This is a genomic window from Clostridium hydrogenum (assembly GCF_021432385.1).
GTDB lineage: Bacteria > Bacillota > Clostridia > Clostridiales > Clostridiaceae > Clostridium_S > Clostridium_S hydrogenum.
The window spans coordinates 1,717,119-1,738,213 of sequence record NZ_JAEACT010000002.1 but is presented as its reverse complement, the minus strand read 5'-3'; the positions used below and the strand labels follow the sequence as shown (position 1 = coordinate 1,738,213).

Genomic DNA, 21,095 nt, shown 5'->3' with positions numbered 1-21,095 from the left:
TGGCTACAAAACTGCAACCAGTCCTTTTTGAATTATTTCAATTCTACTTTCATATCGGAAATTGGAATATATCCATCTTTAGTTATTTGTGATTTATTATCGCTGCTCATCATATAATCTATGAAGGCTTTTGCAACTCCCTTTGCTTCTCCCTTAGTATACATATGTTCATATGAGCAGAAGCTATATTTTCCAGCAGTTATGTTATCAGTAGTAGCATCAACTCCGTCTATTTGAACCATGTTTATACCTTTTTTATTGTCAGCAGTTAAATAAGAAAGAGCTAAATAACTAATTGCACCCTTAGTACTAGTCATAGCAGTTTTAACTGAACCACTTGCATCTTGTGTAGTTCCTAAACCTGCTTTTTCACTTTGATTATCCATTACTGTTTTAAAGAAAGTTGCTCTAGTTCCTGATGATGCTGGTCTATTAATAACATTTATTGCTTCATTAGGTCCTCCAACTTTACTCCAATTTGTTATGTTTCCCTTGAATATATCTTGTATTTGTTGTTTAGTTAAGCTTTTTACTGTTACATCGCTGCTTGTAACAACTGAAAAACCTATAACACAAACCTTATGATCTACTAAAGCTTTAACATCATCTGCACTAAGTTTTCCGCCTTGATCTGCATATATATCTGAATCTCCAATATCAACTGCTCCTTGAGCTACTTGGCTCAAACCAGTTCCGCTTCCTCCACCTTGTACATTTACATTTGCATCTGGATTCTTTGTTTTAAATCCAGCTACTGAATCTTCTGCTAAAGGTTGAAGTGCTGTTGAACCTGAAGCTGTTATTGAGCCTGATACCTTCTCTACTTTTTTAGTTGTATTATCTGAAGTTGCCTTTTTATCATTAGAAGTTGAACTTCCACAACCTGCAAATAATCCTGCCATCACTGTAATTGCTAAAGCTGCAACTACAAATTTAACTTTTTTACTTTTCATCTAATCTACCTCCAAAAACTTAATTAGTTTTAACATCCTAACTACATTTAATATAATACCCCATCAATGTTAATCGAGTATTATACCATTGTTAACTAAACTTAACAAAACTTATACTACAAATTTGTTGACATTGCTATCAAGTTGTGCAGTTATGTGATTCATATTTTTAAGAGTAGTATCCATTTCACTAACATATTGATATTGTTCTTCAATCACACAAGAAACCTTACCTATTACATCATTAAATTCCTTGTATAAGTTGTTAATTTCATTAAGCTTATTATAAACTCCATCATTTTCAATATTAACAGCTTCTAAGTTAACATCTATATTTTTAATACTTGAAGTAATTTCTATACTTAAATTAAATATATTTTTATAATTTTCGATTGTATTATTGACAATTTCTATTTCTTTATTGAAAACTTCATCAACATATTGTATTTTTGTACCTGTATTATTTGTTTTAATATTAATTTTGTTTATTATTTCACTTATATTTTCCATCTCACTTTCTATATTTAAAGATAGCGTTCTTATTTCTTCTGCAATTACGCCAAAGCTGTTTCCACTATTACCAACTCTTGCTGCTTCTATAGCTGCATTCAACCCTAAAACATGGGTTTTATTCGAAATTTCGCTTACAACATTAACTATATTTTTAATTTCGCTTACGCTCTTTGTAAGTTCATCAAAGGAATCTCCAACTTCTCTAATACTTGTTTTTGATATTCCACTCATATTAGCCAATTCTTTAACTCTTTTTATACCTGTATCATTAACTGTTTGTATACTATTAGATAAATTTAGCATTCCCTTAGATAAATTTTTTATTCCAGCTATTTTTGTTCTTATATTGTTAAAGGCATCAAAACTAGCATCTAAATTCTCAGATATATGAAGTGTGTTTTGCTTTGCTCTATCCATGTCCACACTTATAACATCCATACCATCGGCAACAGAGCTCTGAGCTTTTTTAACAGAATTATTTGTATCCATTACTTCATTTGAAACTTCCTTTATGCTCATTAAAAGAACTTTTATATTAGATGCCATTTCATTAAAGGATTTAGATATTTTGCCAACCTCATCTAGACGTACTATTTTATTTGAAACAGTTAAATTACCTTTTGCAATCTCTTTAGTGTTTTTTATAAGCACATTCATAGGCTTAAATAAATTTCTAATTATAACATTCAATATTAAAATTACAGCTGTAACTGCAATTAAAGTAATAATTAAAATAATAATTCCTAATTTTTCAGGTATACTCTTTATTTCTTCTTTCTCATCCATTAAAATTATGGCTAATTTCAATTGTGGTATACTGCTTATATTACCTATATAAGTTTTATTATTAAAATCAAATTGAATAAAATTAGAACTTGGCTTTTCAAAAAAACTTTTATTTCTCAATACCTGTTTAATTTCTTCTACTTCATTCTTTTTATTTATGTAATAATTTTGTGGATGATATACTATGTTATTATTTTGATCAAGTATTGATACATACCCATCATTCATATATTTGAATTTTTTAAACCTTTTAGAAAAGTAATCTATAAATACAGTTTTACCAACAACACCAATAGTATTTCCAGCTCCATCTTTAACTGGACTTACAAAAGTTATTACAGGCTTGCTTGTCATTACTGAAGTATATACAGAGCTAATTGCACTCTTTCCTCCTTGAAGTGCACTATTAATATAATCATAATGAGAATTATCGTAGCCTAAATAGTCATCATTAGTACAAGCTACAGTTATTCCATCCTTTCCTGCAAAAAATATATTTTCAGTATCATTTTTATCTATTGTATTTAAAGCAATCTTATTTTTAATTTCACTTATTAAATCCTGTTCTTTTAGCAAAACATCCTGCCTTGTAGATTGATTTTCCTTTATTGCTATACTTTGTATACTAGGATTTTCAGCAATTTTATCCGTGTCACTAGATTGCACCAGCATCATATTTTGAAAATCATTACACATTTCTGATGTAACAACTTTCATATTATCTTCGTTCATTTGATAAATTTTATTATAGGTTAGCGCATTCACTATTCCATCTACTGCCAACATTAAAAAAATAATTGTGATTGATACAATTACAATTATTTTAAAAGATATTGAAGTTGTTTTATTACTATTTTTTATTTTTGCAAACTTAATATTAGGATTAATTTTTTTTAACAACTGATTTAATACAGAATTTTTCATATGCATTACTCCTTTTATAGATGTACAGTTTGAAAATTTAAAATTACAAATACTGAGTTTACCCTAACAAATCAAAATAAACTTAACATATGCAATTTTAACTTTTTAAGTCGCCCATCTATGCTATAATGTAATAATTTCTTAGTTACTGTGTCTTAAAGATAAACCATTGTGAAACTTAAAATTTCTTTGTGCCAAAATGCCGGTTTCTTGGCATTATGGTGCACATGAATTTTAATAGTTGAACTGGTATATCTATATATAGTGATACATTTTTACAACCATTCTCATAATATTAAATCAATACTCTTATATAACCAATCTCATAATATTAAATTAATGTTAATTCTGTACAATCGTTTGTTAAATTCTTGTTCATATTATGTTTATTTATATTTACATATTATATATAGACAACTTGCAATTTATAATTTCACTGTTTCAACTGCAACAAAAAAGCGAACCCTTATTCAGAGCACGGAGTACAGAGTACAACGTACAGTGAATGAGGATTTTCTTCCGCTTTGCTACAGAAAATCTTATAACTTATTTCTTTAATTGCTTACGCAATTGCGGAATAAATGTTGTTCAGCAAAGCTGACAACATTTAAGTTTAAGATTTACCTAACGTACGGAAAGGTAAATCATCCTTCACTGTACTCTGTACTCTGTACTTTGTACTCTAATTTTTAGTTCGCATTAATTTTTAATTATGGTTAAATTCTTTTTTAGAAAAAAATCCCCTTTAAAATACATTTTGGCATTATCCTTCACACGGTAATGTAACTATAAATTTGCTTCCTTTACCAAGTTCACTTTCTACTTCTATTTTACCATGAAAATTTAAAACTATATGTTTAACTATAGCAAGTCCAAGTCCTGTACCACCTTTAGCTCTAGATCTAGCTTTATCTACCCTATAAAAAGTTTCAAATAATCTTGGAATATCTTTTTCTGGTATACCTGCGCCCGTATCTTCAACCCAAATAATGTAGTTACCATCTTCAAATTTGCTTCCTATAAATACCTTATCTCCATTTTCACTATACTTAATTGCATTATCAGCCAAGTTTATAATCATCTGCTTAAATCTATCAGCATTTCCGATAAGTTTAGGTGCCCCTTCCAAACTAACTTGAATTTCAATATTTTTCTTTTGAGCAGAATCCTTCAAAAGATTATATACATTATTAATTACAGCCTTTACATCAATTTCTTCCTTTTTCTCATCTACATGAATTTCTATATCTGAAAGCGATAATATATCCCCAATTAATCTATTTAACCTGTCAACCTCTTCATCGATTATATTTAAAAATTCTTCTCTTTTATCACTTTCATCTACATATCTTAAGGTTTCTGCAAACCCTTTTATAGATGTAAGAGGCGTTTTAAGCTCATGGGATACATTTGCAACAAATTGAGTTCTCATATTTTCCAATTTAATAATATCCGTAATATCCTGAAGTACTGCAACAGTTCCTATACATTCATATCCATTAATTATCTCAGCTGTTTTCACCCTTAAAATTCTTTCTTTAGGCCAAACTATTTTTATTTCTCTGTACTCCTTCGATTTTTCTTTAAAAATATCCTCAAGTTCATAATTTCTTATATTATCCATGAGCCTTTCACCAATTATATTTTTAGTTAATCCAAATAGCCCTTCTGCACATGGATTTATCATTATAACCCTATATTTTTTATCAACTGCAATAACTCCACTATCCATACTCTCTAAAATTGCTTCTAATTTATTTTGTTTTTCTATAGAATCTGTAATAGTACTTTGAAGTTTTTCAGCCATATCATTAAATGTATTGCCAAGATTGCCAATCTCATCCTTATATTCAACTTTAACTCTTCTTTCAAGTTCACCTCTTGCTATTCTTGAAGTGATAAATTCTAAATCTCTAATTGGCTTTAAAATTATTTGTGACAACTTAAAAGATATAAAAACAGACACAATAGCTGCAAGTGCCACAACCGCAAAATAATATTTTAAATATACTTCTTTAAATCTATTAATATAAGAAATCCAAATTGCAGTTCTCACTATGCTACCGTCTTTTTTTAAATGAGCATAATACATTATTTTTTTCTTTAAAGAATCACTATATCTTATACTGTAACCGTCACCATCTTTTCTGGCCTCTATAACTTCAGCTCTTTTATTGTGATTATTTAATTTTTTTGCATCAATATCATTGTCATAAATAACAGTACCATTTTTACGTATGTACGTAATTCTTAGATCAGAATTTTTAAATATATCTTTGAGGGCGCTAGGTACATCATTTTCTGACGTTTTATCTATTATATTTGATGCTATAACATTATTTCTCTTTAAATCTTGCTCAACATTTTGCTCATATTCACGGTTAACTATATTAATAAACAAGCCTGTCACTATTAGTAACGTAAATGTAAGTATAAATATATTATAAATAAATAATCTTTTTCTCATAACTACTCACCGTCAAAATTAAATCTGTAGCCTATTCCTCTAATAGTCTCTATATATTTAGGCTTCTTATCATCATCTTCAATTTTTTGTCTTAGGTGCCTTATATGGACATCAACAGTACGTGTTTCACCTATATACTCATATCCCCAAATTTTATCTAAAAGAAAATCTCTTGTCATAACTCTTCCCTTATTTTTTATAAGCACTTCCAAAAGCTCAAATTCCTTTAAAGTTAAATCTAGCTTCTCATTAGCTTTAATTATCTCATGTTTTTGAAAATCAATAGCAATGTCACCAAATTTATATGATTTATCATTATATTCTATTTTGGTTCTCCTTAGGACAGCCTTAACTCTTGCCATTAACTCTCTTACAGAGAAAGGTTTTGTTATATAATCATCTGCTCCAAGTTCAAGTCCTAAAATCTTATCGAGTTCTTCACCTTTAGCAGTTATCATAATAACTGGCATATTAGATATATTATTATCTTTCCTAATTTCTCTACATACATCATATCCATCTAATCCAGGAAGCATCAAATCCAAAAGAACTAGCTGAGGTCTCTCAGACTTTGCAATCTTAAGCCCTTCTATGCCGTCAATTGCCGATATAACTTTATATCCATTTTTCTCTAAATTAAATTTTATAAGTTGTATAATATGTTCCTCATCATCTACTACTAAAATTTTTTCTCCAGCCATAAACTACTCCTCCATATTTTCTTTAAGATGCCTTAATAGTTATAAAAGAAAACATCCTACCAGCTTTTTCTTTATCTCTCCTATATGAATGTAATTGGTATTCCTTAGTGCAGTATGTGCATATGTTCAAAGGTTTTATATTTGTAATTCCTGCATTCTTTAATTGTTTTATTATGCACTTTTGTAAATCCAATTTACCATTCACATATATATCTTCATTTCTATAAATATCTATCTTTTTGAAATCTTCAACTAATTCCACACCAAACTCATAGCAACAAACCTTATTGTGTGGTCCTATGACTGCACTAATATTTTTTTCATCACATCCATAATCATTTTTCATAACTTTAACAGTTTTTTCTACTATTCTAAGGACAGTTCCTTTCCATCCACTATGAACTGCAGCTACAACACCACTAGTTTTATCATAAATTAAAATAGGCACGCAATCAGCTGTAAAGACACCAACCGCTACATTTTTTTGATTTGTAATTATTGAATCTCCATCATAAGCATTTCCATCAAATTTATAAATTTTATCACTATGAATTTGATTTAAATAGCCTACTTTTTCTACATTAAACCAACTTTTTAAATTACTGATATTCCTCATGCCCTCTTCTGAATTTATCTTAAAGTTCAAATTATTTTTTGAAGTAGAAAAATATAAACTAACATTTTCATCTTTTTCTTCTATAAATTCATAGTTCTCTATGCATTTTATATTCACAATTATCCCCCTATTTAATATTATCATATTTAGTTTTTTTGTGTTAATATTATTACTCTTTTAACATATTTAACAATAACTTAATAAAAGCATGCATAAAAAATAAGGCTGTCGCACAAAATTATTTAATACGCAAACAATAAATATTGCGAACCTTTTATTCAGAGTACAGATGACAGAGTACAGAATACAGTGAAGGATGATTTTCTTCCGCCTTGCTACAGAAAATCTTATAACTTATTTTTTGATTGCTTACGCAATCGCGGCATCAATGTTGTTCGGCGAAGCTGAACAACATATAAGTTTAAGATTTACCTAACGTAAGGAAAGGTAAATCAACCTTAACTGTACTCTGTACTCTGATTTTTAGTTCGCAATAATTTTAAGTTACGCATTAAATAATCTTAGTTTAACAGTCTCATTTCTTATTTATTAAATTAGATAATTCCTGCATAAAAGTGTTTATATCCTTAAACTGCCTATACACAGATGCAAATCTCACATAAGATATTTCATCTATATCTTTAAGTTTTTCCATAACCATCTCACCAATATCATCAGATTTAATTTCTGCAATCATTTTATTACTTATACTTTTCTCTATTTCAGCTGCAATATTTTCAATTTGTGATCTTGAAACTGGCCTTTTTTCACAAGATTTTATAAGTCCATTAATTATCTTTGATTTATCAAAGAATTCTCTGCTAGAATCCTTTTTTATAACTAATATTGGTATATCTTCGACTTTTTCATATGTAGTATAACGTCTTGAGCATTTTAAGCATTCACGCCTTCTTCTTATTGCCATGCTGTCTTCTGTAGATCTTGAATCTACAACCTTACTTTCACTGTATCCGCAAAATGGGCATTTCAATACTTTCACGTCCTTTGTAAAAAAACTTCTAAAGATAAACCAATAAAGCCGTTTATCTCTACATAATTATAACCTTTTTATCATGTAATATTCAATCCCTATTATCAAATAAATTATCACCATCTATTAGTATTACATCTACGCCAATCTTTTTAATCTTATCCCATTTTATTTCTATATCATCATTCTTTGAAAAAAACTTCGACCCTTTTGAATCCGGAATAGTTAATGCTAAAATTTTATAGTTCTCAACATCTATTTTCAAATCCTTAATAAACCCAAGCTTAGTTCCCGTGTTAATATCTATAATTTCCATTGACTTTAAATTATTAATAGAATACACTTGTCCCACCCCCGACTATTAAACTATATATGTAACTATATTAATTAATGTTATAATTTATAACTAAAGAATTATTGCACTAAATAAAAAAATGCGAACCATTATCAGAGTACAGAGTACAAAGTACAGTGAAGGATGATTTTCTTCCGCTTTGCTACAGAAAATCTTAAAACTTATTTTTTGATTGCTTACGCAATCGCGTTCCTAATGTTGTTCAGCAAAGCTGACAACATTTAAGTTTAAGATTTACCTGACGCAAGGAAAGGTAAATCACCCTTCACTCTACTCTCTACTCTTTACTCTCTACTCTAGTTTAATGTTTCGCATTAATTTTATATTACATGCCTAACAATCATTACCAACCCCTTTTAAACATACTTTCTCATATGTTTAAGAGCTGTTTTTTCCAATCTAGATACCTGTGCTTGTGAAATTCCTATTTCATCTGCAACCTCCATCTGTGTTCTTCCATCAAAAAAACGCATATTAAGTATCATTTTTTCTCTATCATTTAACTTTTTCATTGCTTCTTTAATAGATATATCTTGAAGCCAGCTGTCATCCAAGTTTTTATTATCACTTATTTGATCCATAACATATATTGCATCACCATCATCGTGATATATTGGTTCAAATAACGATATAGGATCTTGTATTGCATCTAAAGCAAAAATAACTTCCTCTCTTGGTACTTTTAACTCCTTTGCAATTTGTGATACCGTAGGTTCTTTATTATTTTTACTTATAAATTTATCCCTAACTTGCAGTGCTCTGTAAGCTATATCTCTTAAAGATCTACTTACTCTTATTGAATTATTATCCCTTAAATATCTCCTAATTTCACCTATAATCATTGGAACTGCATAAGTTGAAAATTTTACATTTTGACTTAAATCAAAGTTATCAATGGATTTTATAAGTCCAATGCAGCCTACTTGAAATAAATCATCTGCATTTTCACCTCTATTATTAAACCTTTGAATTACACTTAAAACTAATCTTAAATTACATTTAATAAATCTTTCTCTTGATCCTGTATTTCCATTTCTCATACTAATTAAAAGCTCTCGCATTTCCTTTTCTTTTAATACTGGAAGCTTCGCTGTATTAACTCCACATATTTCCACCTTATTTATAACCATTTTATCAGCCCCTTTGGAATAATAGCATTAAAATTATTCCCTAAAGAAACTTATTTTATACGAAAGACAATCTATATCATTTTATTTATTTCTCTTTTCAATCTTTTTATTATTCTTTTTTCTAACCTTGATATATATGATTGAGAAATGCCAAGCATATCTGCAACTTCCTTTTGAGTCTTCTCTCCTGTTCCTGTTAATCCATATCTAAGCTCGACAATTTCCTTTTCTCTTTTATTTAACTTTTGAAGAGCTATTACAAGAAGCTGTTTATCAACTTCATCCTCTATAAAATTATATACACAATCGTTTTCTGTACCTAATATATCTGATAGTAATAACTCATTTCCATCCCAATCTATATTTAAGGGTTCATAAAATGATATTTCAGCTTTTACTTTACTATTTCTCCTTAAATACATGAGTATTTCATTTTCAATACACCTAGATGCATATGTTGCCAATTTAATTTTTTTACTTGGATCAAAAGTATTAACTGCTTTAATAAGTCCTATTGTACCTACAGATATTAAATCTTCTACTCCAACTCCTGTATTTTCAAATTTCCTAGCTATATATACAACAAGTCTTAAATTTCTTTCAATTAAAATTGATCTTACACTTTCATCCCCAAGGGTAAGTTTATTGACCAAATTATCTTCTTCATCTTTGGATAATGGCGGTGGAAGAGCATCATTTCCACCTATGTAATACAGCTTTCTAGCAAATATTTTTATTCTGCTTGCTAACCTGTTAAAAAAAATTAATAATCTCTCCATAAAACCCCTCCGTTATTATATACATCCTCTAGGTAAAAGAGCTGTATATTCATTGAAATTACTCAATTTATTATCACTTAAAGCTATAATCATATCCCTCATTTCTACTTGAGTTCCATTATAAATTTTAACATAAGTTGGTTTAAAAGCTTCTAAAATTCCAGGTTTCCCACTAGCAACTTGATATTGAATATAATATTTACCTTTTTCATTCATCACAATATCTTCAAAAGAACTTCTTTCAACAATCATTACTGGAAGATTCGTTACGGGTTCCCTAAGTTCATTTCCGGTATCAAAAAATGCTCTTACAAATTTTTGCTTATCATTTATCCCTATTTCTACATTGTAAACTAAGGAAAAAACGTCTCTCCTATCTTTAACAAATACTGTGATTCTATATATGACCATATACAAAATCATTATACTAATCATCACATACTCATAAGGTATATTATTAATCCATATACTATACTTAGAATTACCATGCATGTAAAAATCAATAAATAAACAAATACCTGCTAGAGCCATTGAATATATTGTTAAAATTACAGTTGCCTTTATATTAAATAATACATTTTTATTTTTAAATGCAATATAAACCATTAATACTGCAACGATTATTTTAAATACTATTCCTGAAAAAAAACTTAATTGTGGAAAAACTAAAGTTATAACATATATTCCTCCAATAGCTCCAGATATAAATAAACGTTTTAATTTAACCTTTATCATTAAAGTTTGAGCTGTTATATGCAATAAAAATGTATTTACTATAACATTCTCAAATATTAATACATCTAAAAATACAACCAAATTTCTCCCCCCTAAAAGTATTATATAACTTATCATTTTAAAATTTTGTCATTTTTTACCAATTGAATTCATTTTTTAATTTATAATTTTTGATAATATTTTTTTTATACTGATACTTAGTAGCAATTTCTATTATTTTAAGTAAAAAAAAAGTGCTATAAGCACTTTTTTTAAAATTTATTCTTATTATGTTGTCTTCTTAAAAAAGCTGGTATGTCTAAATCTTCTTTTTTATCATGAATTTCAAACGAACCTGTATTATCAAGTGCGCTTGCTGCTTCTTCTTCTGGTTTATTAACTTCAGAAGAAATATTATTGTCAACTTTACGCTCTTTAGCTACTAATTCACTTTCAAAGCCAGTTGCAATAACAGTTATTCTAATTTCATCTTTTAAATTTTCATCTATAACAGCACCAAATATAATGTTAGCATCTGGATCAGCAGCTTCTTGAACAACTTGAGCAGCTTCATTAATTTCTAAAAGTCCAAGATCCGGACCTCCTGTAACATTTAAAAGCACTCCTGTAGCTCCAACAATTGAAGTTTCTAAAAGTGGGCTAGATATTGCCTGTTTTGCTGCGTCTGCAGCTCTAGTGTCACCAGCACCCCTTCCAACACCCATATGAGCAAGTCCTTTATCAATCATAACTGCTCTTACATCTGCAAAATCAAGATTAACAAGTCCAGGAATAGTAATCAAATCTGATATACCTTGAACACCTTGTTTTAATACATCATCAGCTAATTTAAATGCATCAACTAATGTTGTTTTTTTGTCAACAATTGCAAGCAATCTTTCATTTGGTATAGTTACAAGGGTATCCACACCTTCTTTTAAACTCTTAATTCCATCTTCTGCATGAAGCATTCTTTTTCTTCCTTCAAAAGGAAATGGCTTTGTAACTACTCCGACAGTTAAAATACCCATGGACTTAGCTATTTCTGCAACTACTGGTGCAGCACCTGTTCCGGTTCCTCCACCCATTCCTGCTGTTATGAATACCATATCAGCACCTTTAATTGCTTGTGATATTTCATCTTTACTTTCTTCTGCTGCCTTGCGACCAATTTCAGGATTAGCACCTGCCCCTAATCCCTTAGTAAGTTTATCTCCTATTTGAATTTTTTGTGAAGCTTGAGAAAGAGCTAAAGCCTGCTTATCTGTATTTATAGCTATAAATTCTACATTCTTTAATCCTTCCACAATCATTCTATTAACAGCGTTATTTCCTCCACCGCCGCAACCAATTACTTTTATTTGCGCAAATTGTTGAACATCAACATCAAAATCAAGCACAATAATACCTCCCTCATTAGAAAAGATCTGTAAAAAATTCTTTTACTCTTGAAAAAATATTTACATCTTCCTGGCCTTTTTTAGTCCCTTTATTCCAAAAATCTTTCAATTCACTTTCATTATTATCATAATTAAGCGCACCCTCAACAGAACCTAAGCTTGTACTTATATCATTCACTATACCAACCGCTGAGGCATACATAGGATTAGATGCACCTACATAATTTGGAGAACCAGTTCTTAAACTTTTTCCTATAATACTATTTCCATTTTCTATTGCACCTTTTATTAAAGTAATACCACCACCAACTACTACAACATTCGCTATTTCTCTATAATAGCCACTATCTTCTAATTTCCTTTTAACTAACTCATACAATTCTTCAATTCTAGACTTTATTATAAGTTTTAAAAAATTATAATCTAAATTAATTGTTTCATTATAAGACAATTTTACACTGATTTTTCCATTAAAGCTACTGTCATTTTCTTCTATGTCACCATATTTTAATTTTATTTTTTCAGCTTCGTTGAATGGAATCTTCATCCCCAAAGCAATATCATTAGTAATACTATTGCCTCCAATTGGCAAGGAATCTACATAACAAATGTTATCATTTTTAACAACCGTTATATCTATTGTTTCTGCACCAACATCAATAAGCGCACATCCAAGTTCCCTTTCCTCTGCCTTGAGCACAACACTTGAAGCTGCTTTTGGTTCAAAGCACATTCCTTTAACATTGAATCCAGCTTTATTAACGCATTTAATCAAATTATTTACAATTGTTGATTGAGCTGTGATAACTTGTACATCTGCCTCCAACCTCATGCCACTCATTCCAATTGGATCTTTAATATTATCGTAACCATCTACTATAAATTGCTGAGGTTCAACTCCTATGATTTCTTTATCGGACGGTAGTGAAATAAGTTTAGTAGATTCTATTAGTCTATCTACATCTCTTCTTTTAATTTCCCTATCATCTGAAGATACCGCAATAACAGCTTTGTTATGTATTAGTTCACATATACTACCTGGTAATGCTATATAAACATCATCTATTTCAATATCAAGCATTACTTCAAGTTTTTCAATACATTTTTTAATAGACTCAGCTGTCCTATCTATGTTAACAACAATTGATTTCTTTAATCCTTTGCATTCTGAAGAAGTTATACCTATTATTTGAAGTTCTCCTCTGTTAGTAATTCTTCCTGCCGCTGTACATATTTTAGATGAGCCTATGTCTATACCTACAACATAATTTTCCATTTGCTTCCCTCCCCTTAAGAGAACTTACATACAGAAAAAATTATATAAATTCTTTAATTTAAAAACAATTTAGCTTATTCCATATTATATATTCAACATAAATACAATATTTCCTCCAATAATTTTAATAAAATATTAATTAATTTTAAATATCGTCGATAAATATATCCCAACTATAGTATATACAAAAAAGAGTAGATATACAAGATATCTACTCTTTTTTATTAATTTACTTTTTCTAAATCAGATATATCAACATTTCTAGTATGTCTTGTATGACTCCATTCTTTTTTATCTTTATTTATCATACCTATAATTGCTATTGGAAGCCATGTTAAAAGATAAATAGGATAACATATTATGTAATATATAATCACTTTAAAAGTTAATTTCCCATCCATAGCTATTACAAGTGGTGTATATATATATTGAAAAACGCCTACTAATATAGCAAAAATTTTAAATATAGTAACACCACCAAAAAACCAACTTAAACTAACTTTTGCTATAAAATCAGAAGCCTGGAAAGAAAATTGTATTAAATTCAAAATTCCAGCTACTCCAAGAAGTACTGTTATTATAGGTTGCATAGAGTATATAGCACAATCAAGTGCCACAAAACTTCTTTTTGTAATTGCCCTTTTTAAAAGTTTAAAAAAGTATCTACTACAAACATCTGAAAATCCCTGCATCCATCTAACTCTTTGATGCCAAGATTGGACTAATTTAAGTGGCTTTTCATCATAAACTACAGCCTCATGAGCCCATCCTACTTTATATCCATTTAATACAAGCTTACATGTGAACTCTAAATCCTCTGTTAGGCAAGTTGCTCCCCATCCTAGCTCTTTTAAAATTTCAATATCAATGCATAAACCCGTTCCACCTAATTGACTTGAAAGCCCAATATTACTTCTTGACAATTGAACCATTCTATCTGTTGACCAAAATGCAATTGAATAACTACCCGTTATCCATGAATCACTCGGATTCTTACTATCGAGGTATCCTTGAACTACCTTATATCCTTCAACTAATTTTTTATTCATTTCATTTAGGAAGTTTTTTGATACTAAATTATCTGCATCAAATATCACTACTGAATCATATTTCTTTTTCATTTTAAATATTTTTCTAAACATCCATTCTAGTGCATAGCCTTTTCCTCGTTTATCTTTATCAAATCTTTCATATACCAAAGCACCATTTTCTTTGGCATTTTTCGCAGTATTATCAGTACAATTGTCCGCAATTACATATATATCATATAATTCCTTTGGATAATCTAATTTATTTAAGCTATGAATTAGTCCACTTATTACTGCTTCTTCATTATGAGCTGCAACTATAAGTGCAAATCTTTTTTCTGGCTTGATTTTTCTTTTATCATTTTTCTTATACAAACCGAAAAATGATATACATAGATAATACATTGTAATAATTAAAACCGTGTCAGTAAAAATACGTGAAAATATATTTAACATGGTTTTTACTATATTCACTATGTATCCCCCCTAGTCAAAATTATTTTAGCACAGTTATTATGTTAAATAGCATAATTTTAACAAAAATTAAGTGCTCTTAGAAAACTTACATACTAAAAGCTCTGAATAATTCAGAGCTTTTAATTTTAATAGCTAATTTAATATTTTCTATATTAATAAATTATATACCTAAAAATTAAAAATTACAACACTAACATTTTGGTCATAAATTCCCTGTCAACACATGAAGCTATAGCTGAATCATAAGAAATAATCCCTTGTTTAAACAATTCTTCAATGGATGAATCCATTGTTTTCATACCATACTTTGCTCCCGTTTGAATAATTGACTCGATTTGATGGGTTTTTCCCTCTCTTATTAAATTTTGTATTGCTGGTGTGGCTAACATAATTTCTAATGCAGCAATTCTACCCTTACCATCTTGTTTTTGAATAAGCTGTTGAGATATAATGCCTTGAAGTACGCCAGCTAATTGAATTCTAATTTGCTGTTGCTGATAAAGTGGGAAAACATCAATAATTCTATCTATTGTTTTTGCTGCCCCAATAGTATGCAATGTTGAAAAAACTAAATGTCCTGTTTCCGCTGCCGTTATTGCCGTTGATATAGTTTCAAAATCTCTCATTTCACCAATTAATATTACATCTGGATCTTCTCTAAGTACAGCTTTTAATGCAGCTTTGTATGATAATGTATCCTTACCTATTTCTCTTTGATTTATTATCGACTTATTGTGTTTATGTATAAATTCTATTGGTTCTTCTAGTGTTACAATATGTTCTGATCTTGTACTATTAATTTCGTTAATCATTGCTGCAAGTGTAGTGCTCTTACCAGAACCTGTTGGTCCCGTAACCAAAACTAGACCTCTTTTCTTAGTTATCAAATCATTTAATACGCTAGGAAACTCTAAATCTTTAAGCGAAGGAACCTTTAGTTCAACTGTCCTTATTGCCAAAGTATCACTACCTCTTTGCTTGTATATGTTAACTCTAAATCTACCTATACCAGAAACTGAATGTGATTTATCAACTTCTCCTGTGTTAACATACTTTTCATATTCATCACCTAATATTTCTTTTGTATACTTAACAGCATCATCTTGTGAAACTTTTTCATCACCTAACATTGTAAGTTTACCATTTATTCTCAAAACAGGTGGAATCCCGACTGTAATATGTAAATCTGATGCTTTTTTTTCAATTGTTGCTCTTAATAATTCATTTAATAATTTCAAGCTTTATTCCCCCTAAATATAGTCTAACAATAAAACATTTATACAAATTTTAATAACTCAACTTAAAATTTACAGATAAATTTTACATAGTTAACAAAATCCTTAATTTAATTATAATAAAAAACAGATATAAATACAATTAAATTTTTATTTAAAACTAAAAGGGAGAGTAAAGGAAACTGTAACAATAAAATTATTACGAAGCATTAAACCAAAGTACAGAGTACAAAGTATAAAGTACAAAGAAGGATGATTTTCTTCCTCTTTGCTACAGAAAATCTTATAACTTATTTTTGATTGCTTACGCAATCACGTCATTACTGTTGTCAGCGAACCTAACAACAGCTAAGTTTAAGATTTACCTGACATAAGGAAAGGCAAATCATCCTTCTTTGTACTCTGTACTTTGTACTTTGTACTCTGAATAAAGCTTCGCAATGTTTAAGCATTACCATCTAATTGCTTGCATAATTTTTTTAAGGCTCTTTTTTCTATTCTAGAAACATATGACCTAGATATACCAAGTATTTTGGCTATTTCCCTTTGATTTTTAGGCTTTCCATCAGTTAATCCATACCTTAGCTTTATTATTATTTTTTCTCTTCCCTTAAGTGAGTTTTCTATTTCTATATATAGCTTATTTATTTGAATCCTATTTTCTACAACTTCAACGACTGAATTTTCATCACTACTTAAAATATCCATTAGTGAAATTTCGTTTCCTTCCTTATCTACACCTATTGGTTCTTGAAGATATACCTCATTTTTTGTTTTTTTATTATTTCTAATTAACATAAGTATTTCATTTTCAATACACCTAGCAGCATAAGTTGCAAGTCTAGTACCCTTTGAGCCGTTATATGAATCTATTGCCTTAATTAACCCTATAGTTCCTATTGAAATTAAATCATCAACTTCCTTACCAGAAAAAGTGTATTTTTTAACGATATGTGCAACTAAGCGTAAATTTCTTTCTATCAAAATGCTTTTTGCTAGAGGATCACCTTCTTTTAATTTTTCTAAATAGTTTTTTTCTTCATCTTCAGAAAGGGGCTTTGGAAAAGATTCCCCACCGCCAACATAGGCTGTAAAAAACAACATGCTTCCAAATACATTAAATAAATAATATATAAAAAACAAAGGTTTTCCTCCTAATAGTGCTTATTAATATACTATTCAGGAAGCTTGGATTATGTTCCTATAAAACTTTTTTTACTTTTCCATTTCTTCAACAATTTTCTTAAATATTGGTGCTACAGTACTTCCACCGCTCATTTCTTTTGAAATGTCTGGTGAAAATATAACCGCTGAATAATTAATTCCCTTAATATTAAAAAATCCAACAAACCACCCATCTACATTTTGAATTACTTTATTTTTATCTTCTCCCCTTTGTGCAGTCCCTGTTTTTCCACCTATACAAGGATTGGGTGTATATGCAAGTGATCCAGTTCCATTTTTATCAGTAAGTACTTTCTTGAATTGCTCTAACATTATGTTTGAAGTTTTTTCGCTTATTACTCTTTTTTGCTCTACATTCTCTTTTTCAACTTTATTACCATTATCATAAATATAAGAATCTACAATATGTGGCTTTACATATATCCCCTTATTTACTACAGTATTAGGAATAGTTAATGCCTCGATAGGGGTTATTCTAATACTTTGACCAAATGATAATAAGCTCAAATTTCCCGTACTGTTAAAGTCCATACTATCCATAGCTCCAACACTTTCCGCATCAAGGCTTAGCACATTATCAAACAACCCTTGTGCTTTAGCCATGTTATATATATTATCAAAACCAGTTTTTTGACCTATTGCTATGAATACATCATTGGAAGAAACTACAAATGCTTGTTCCGGTGTACAGTAATCATACACCTTATCTTCACTATATTTTCCAGGATCCTTTATAGGTTTATTTAACTCTATTGAACCACTCTCAATTGCTGCCTCTTCAACTATAGCCTTAAATATAGATCCTGGATAATATATTCCTCCTAACCCTAAAGCTAAATTGGGTTTATACGTATCATTTTGTGAAACTGCTTTTATCTCACCATTATCACTTCTCATAACTAAAGCGCAAACTTCTTTAAGCTTACTTTCATTTAAAATATTTTGAACCTTATCGTTTATATCCTTGTCAATAGTAAGTTTAACTTTGGAAATATTTTCACTTTTTACTTTTTCTGTGGAAATTAAATTTCCATTAATATCATTTTGAAAACTTTCTGATGGGAAAGGACTATTTTTAAATTTATTATATATAATACTTTCAAGTGAATTGCTTCCTTTTAATTTTTCATTATTTTTATCTTTAGGATTAGTAAGTATATTATATAAATCTGCGGCTTTACTTCTATCTACCTCATTAACATAATATGCATATACTCCATTGACATCACTAAACTTTTTTACATTATTATAAGTTGCTTCATCTACTTCCCAATATAATTTTTCTGTTTCATTCTTAATTTCTATTGAATTTAAATCATATTTGCTATTATAGTTCTTTAAAATATAATTTAAAGCTGTTAACTCCCTTATATTTGTATCACTATTATTTCTAGTAAAAATATACGGATTTATGACAACATAATATTTTTTATTATATGATAGCAACTCCTTACCACTACAGTCTACAATATCATAATTTATATCACAGGTTTTTTCATTAGATACAAATTGTGAATTATAGCTAGTTTGCAAGTCCTTATTGTCAATATACATTAAAATATATAATTTATATACAAGTAATAAAAACATAATTATAACAAATATAAGTACTGGTATACACCTAGTTCTAATTTTATTCATAAAAACACCTCACCATAGTCTAAATTTTTGACTAAAATGAGGTGTTTTATTCAAATTTATTTTTCTTTAATAATCATGTTTCCTTTTTCAAGTACTTCATCAGATTTTATAGTATAAATCATTTGAGCTACAGGTGTACTATCTATTACTTCACCTTTTTTATTTTTTAATTCTTTAATTTCAATTTCAACATTATCTTCATGTGGTCTTAAAACTTCAACTTTATCACCAGCAAAAATTTTATTTTTTTGTTCTATAGTTGCAGTTTTAGTTTCTTTATTATAATCAATAACCATGCCAGCAACATCATAATTTCTTATGTATGCAGATGATTCGTAAACTTGCTTGTTATCTTCACCATAATAAAAGCCAGTACAATATACTCTATGGCTAGGTTTCATAAGGTAATCCATCCACTTTGGATTAAATTTATAAGAAGATGGATTTTCATAATATGCATCTAATGCTTCCCTATATGCCTTAACAACAGAAGCTACATAATATGAGCTCTTCATTCTACCTTCAATTTTAAAAGAAGTTATACCTGCAGTAACTAAGTCAGGGATATGCTCAATCATACACATATCTTTCGAATTCATTATATAAGTTCCTTTTTCATCCTCCAAAACCGGGAAGTATTGGCCAGGTCTTTTTTCTTCAACAAGCGAATATTTATACCTGCAAGGCTGCGCACATTGTCCTCTATTTGAATCTCTTCCAGTCATGTAATTAGATAAAAGGCATCTTCCCGAATAAGAAATGCACATTGATCCGTGAACAAATGCCTCTATTTCACAACTTTCAGGCAAATTTTGTCTCATTTCTTTTATTTCTTTTAATGACAATTCTCTAGCGAGCACTATTCTTTTGACACCTTGTTTATGCCAAAATATAGCTGATTTCCAATTAACATTATTAGCTTGAGTACTTAGATGAATTTCAAGCTCCGGAACAACTTCCCTTGCTGTCATAATTATTCCAGGATCTGAAACTATAATTGCATCAACTTTAGCTTCATAAAGCTCTTTCAAATATTCTTCAAGACCATCTAAATCCTCATTATGCGGAAATACATTTAAAGTAACATATAATCTTTTGCCATGCGCATGCACAAAGTCTATGCCTTCTTTTAACTCCTCTGTAGAAAAATTATCTGCGAAAGCTCTCAAATTAAGCTTACTTCCACCTAAATATACAGCATCTGCACCAAATTCAATAGCTGTTTTAAGTTTTTCTAAATTACCAGCAGGAGCTAATATTTCAGGTTTATTCATTCTTATTCCTCCTTGTCGTAACTGCAATTCCGTCTCCCATTGGAATTACAGTAGTAATTAAATCATCATTATTCGAAACCATGTCTAGATATTTTCTCATTCTCTTCACTATAGTAATTTTTCTTCTTTGTAATAACTCATTACTAGCTACCATACCCCTAAATAACACATTATCTGCTATAACAATTCCATCTTGCTTTAAAAGTCTTAAACACTCATGAAAAAAATCAGAGTAATGACCTTTTCCAGCATCAATAAATATAATATCATATTCATCATTTAATTCTTTTAACGCTTCTAAACAATCATTGCATATTATTTTAATTCTGTCTTCAAAACCATATTTTTTTATATTTTCTGAAGCTATTTTAATCATTTCTTCGCTTCTATCAATAGTTGTAATTTCAGCCTCAGAATTAATTGCCATTAAAATTGATGAATATCCTATAGCAGTGCCAAGTTCAAGTATTTTAAGAGGTCTTTTTATTTTAACCATAAGTTCAAGAAATTTGCCTGTTTCTTTTTGAACAATTGGAACATTATTAATATGTGCATATTCTTCTAATTCATTAAGTATCCCTTTTGTTTCAGGTATCAAATTTCTGATATAATCTTCTATATAATCATACATTATTTTGCTCATAAAATTC

The 21,095-nt window shown here is 29.1% G+C and carries 18 protein-coding genes; all 18 read right to left on the bottom strand.

All coding sequences use genetic code 11. The annotated features are described in order from the left end of the window. Nucleotides 1-32: 32 nt before the first annotated feature. Nucleotides 33-953 (bottom strand): phosphate ABC transporter substrate-binding protein, encoded by a 921-nt coding sequence (locus CUEA01_RS07760; protein WP_234121081.1) that lies wholly within the window; start codon nucleotides 951-953, stop codon nucleotides 33-35. A 111-nt stretch (nucleotides 954-1,064) separates the two neighbouring features. Further along, entirely contained in the window at nucleotides 1,065-3,176 is a 2,112-nt protein-coding gene (locus CUEA01_RS07755; protein WP_234121080.1) for a methyl-accepting chemotaxis protein, read from the bottom strand. Between the two features lie 763 nt (nucleotides 3,177-3,939). Next, nucleotides 3,940-5,643 (bottom strand): two-component system histidine kinase PnpS, encoded by a 1,704-nt coding sequence (pnpS, locus tag CUEA01_RS07750; RefSeq protein ID WP_234121079.1) that lies wholly within the window; start codon nucleotides 5,641-5,643, stop codon nucleotides 3,940-3,942. 2 nt (nucleotides 5,644-5,645) lie between these two features. Beyond that, nucleotides 5,646-6,344 carry a response regulator transcription factor gene (locus tag CUEA01_RS07745; RefSeq protein WP_234121078.1) on the bottom strand — a complete coding sequence of 233 codons (699 nt, stop codon included), beginning with the start codon at nucleotides 6,342-6,344 and terminating at the stop codon, nucleotides 5,646-5,648. 22 nt (nucleotides 6,345-6,366) lie between these two features. Next, nucleotides 6,367-7,077: a peptidoglycan editing factor PgeF gene (gene pgeF, locus CUEA01_RS07740; RefSeq protein ID WP_234121077.1), complete on the bottom strand. Its 711-nt coding sequence runs from the start codon at nucleotides 7,075-7,077 to the stop codon at nucleotides 6,367-6,369. Between the two features lie 418 nt (nucleotides 7,078-7,495). Next, nucleotides 7,496-7,951 carry a transcriptional regulator NrdR gene (gene nrdR / locus CUEA01_RS07735; RefSeq protein WP_234122142.1) on the bottom strand — a complete coding sequence of 152 codons (456 nt, stop codon included), beginning with the start codon at nucleotides 7,949-7,951 and terminating at the stop codon, nucleotides 7,496-7,498. A gap of 91 nt (nucleotides 7,952-8,042) precedes the next feature. Then, nucleotides 8,043-8,303 (bottom strand): YlmC/YmxH family sporulation protein, encoded by a 261-nt coding sequence (locus CUEA01_RS07730; RefSeq protein WP_329603971.1) that lies wholly within the window; start codon nucleotides 8,301-8,303, stop codon nucleotides 8,043-8,045. Nucleotides 8,304-8,662: 359 nt separating this feature from the next. Next, entirely contained in the window at nucleotides 8,663-9,436 is a 774-nt protein-coding gene (gene sigG, locus CUEA01_RS07725) for an RNA polymerase sporulation sigma factor SigG (protein ID WP_234121076.1), read from the bottom strand. A gap of 71 nt (nucleotides 9,437-9,507) precedes the next feature. Beyond that, nucleotides 9,508-10,215: an RNA polymerase sporulation sigma factor SigE gene (gene sigE / locus CUEA01_RS07720; RefSeq protein WP_234121075.1), complete on the bottom strand. Its 708-nt coding sequence runs from the start codon at nucleotides 10,213-10,215 to the stop codon at nucleotides 9,508-9,510. A 15-nt stretch (nucleotides 10,216-10,230) separates the two neighbouring features. Continuing rightward, nucleotides 10,231-11,031 (bottom strand): sigma-E processing peptidase SpoIIGA, encoded by an 801-nt coding sequence (spoIIGA, locus tag CUEA01_RS07715; RefSeq protein WP_234121074.1) that lies wholly within the window; start codon nucleotides 11,029-11,031, stop codon nucleotides 10,231-10,233. Nucleotides 11,032-11,201: 170 nt separating this feature from the next. Next, entirely contained in the window at nucleotides 11,202-12,329 is a 1,128-nt protein-coding gene (gene ftsZ, locus CUEA01_RS07710) for a cell division protein FtsZ (RefSeq protein WP_234121073.1), read from the bottom strand. Nucleotides 12,330-12,345: 16 nt separating this feature from the next. Beyond that, entirely contained in the window at nucleotides 12,346-13,605 is a 1,260-nt protein-coding gene (gene ftsA, locus CUEA01_RS07705) for a cell division protein FtsA (RefSeq protein WP_234121072.1), read from the bottom strand. A gap of 224 nt (nucleotides 13,606-13,829) precedes the next feature. Further along, nucleotides 13,830-15,107 carry a glycosyltransferase family 2 protein gene (locus CUEA01_RS07700; RefSeq protein WP_234121071.1) on the bottom strand — a complete coding sequence of 426 codons (1,278 nt, stop codon included), beginning with the start codon at nucleotides 15,105-15,107 and terminating at the stop codon, nucleotides 13,830-13,832. 185 nt (nucleotides 15,108-15,292) lie between these two features. Continuing rightward, nucleotides 15,293-16,348, bottom strand: a complete 1,056-nt coding sequence (locus CUEA01_RS07695; RefSeq protein ID WP_234121070.1) for a type IV pilus twitching motility protein PilT — start codon at nucleotides 16,346-16,348, stop codon at nucleotides 15,293-15,295. A 441-nt stretch (nucleotides 16,349-16,789) separates the two neighbouring features. Continuing rightward, a complete protein-coding gene (sigK, locus tag CUEA01_RS07690) occupies nucleotides 16,790-17,488 on the bottom strand; it encodes an RNA polymerase sporulation sigma factor SigK (protein WP_234121069.1) in 699 nt (232 codons plus the stop codon). Nucleotides 17,489-17,560: 72 nt separating this feature from the next. Continuing rightward, the gene (locus tag CUEA01_RS07685; protein WP_234121068.1) at nucleotides 17,561-19,171 is read right to left on the bottom strand and encodes a penicillin-binding transpeptidase domain-containing protein; all 1,611 of its coding nucleotides are present in this window, start codon (nucleotides 19,169-19,171) and stop codon (nucleotides 17,561-17,563) included. Between the two features lie 56 nt (nucleotides 19,172-19,227). Continuing rightward, on the bottom strand, nucleotides 19,228-20,445 hold the full coding sequence (locus tag CUEA01_RS07680) for a peptidase U32 family protein (protein WP_234121067.1): 1,218 nt from the start codon (nucleotides 20,443-20,445) through the stop codon (nucleotides 19,228-19,230). Continuing rightward, nucleotides 20,438-21,088 (bottom strand): O-methyltransferase, encoded by a 651-nt coding sequence (locus tag CUEA01_RS07675; RefSeq protein WP_234121066.1) that lies wholly within the window; start codon nucleotides 21,086-21,088, stop codon nucleotides 20,438-20,440. The genes CUEA01_RS07680 and CUEA01_RS07675 overlap by 8 nt, the downstream gene beginning before the upstream one ends. Between the last annotated feature and the right edge of the window lie 7 nt (nucleotides 21,089-21,095).

Excerpts from the sequence above, each read along its gene's own strand:
- pnpS (WP_234121079.1), bottom strand. The coding sequence starts at position 5,643 with ATGAGAAAAAGATTATTTATTTATAATATATTTATACTTACATTTACG.
- CUEA01_RS07680 (WP_234121067.1), bottom strand. The coding sequence starts at position 20,445 with ATGAATAAACCTGAAATATTAGCTCCTGCTGGTAATTTAGAAAAACTT.
- CUEA01_RS07675 (WP_234121066.1), bottom strand. The coding sequence starts at position 21,088 with ATGAGCAAAATAATGTATGATTATATAGAAGATTATATCAGAAATTTG.
- sigG (WP_234121076.1), bottom strand. The coding sequence starts at position 9,436 with ATGGTTATAAATAAGGTGGAAATATGTGGAGTTAATACAGCGAAGCTT.
- CUEA01_RS07685 (WP_234121068.1), bottom strand. The coding sequence starts at position 19,171 with ATGAATAAAATTAGAACTAGGTGTATACCAGTACTTATATTTGTTATA.
- ftsA (WP_234121072.1), bottom strand. The coding sequence starts at position 13,605 with ATGGAAAATTATGTTGTAGGTATAGACATAGGCTCATCTAAAATATGT.
- CUEA01_RS07745 (WP_234121078.1), bottom strand. The coding sequence starts at position 6,344 with ATGGCTGGAGAAAAAATTTTAGTAGTAGATGATGAGGAACATATTATA.
- CUEA01_RS07760 (WP_234121081.1), bottom strand. The coding sequence starts at position 953 with ATGAAAAGTAAAAAAGTTAAATTTGTAGTTGCAGCTTTAGCAATTACA.
- sigE (WP_234121075.1), bottom strand. The coding sequence starts at position 10,215 with ATGGAGAGATTATTAATTTTTTTTAACAGGTTAGCAAGCAGAATAAAA.
- CUEA01_RS07755 (WP_234121080.1), bottom strand. The coding sequence starts at position 3,176 with ATGAAAAATTCTGTATTAAATCAGTTGTTAAAAAAAATTAATCCTAAT.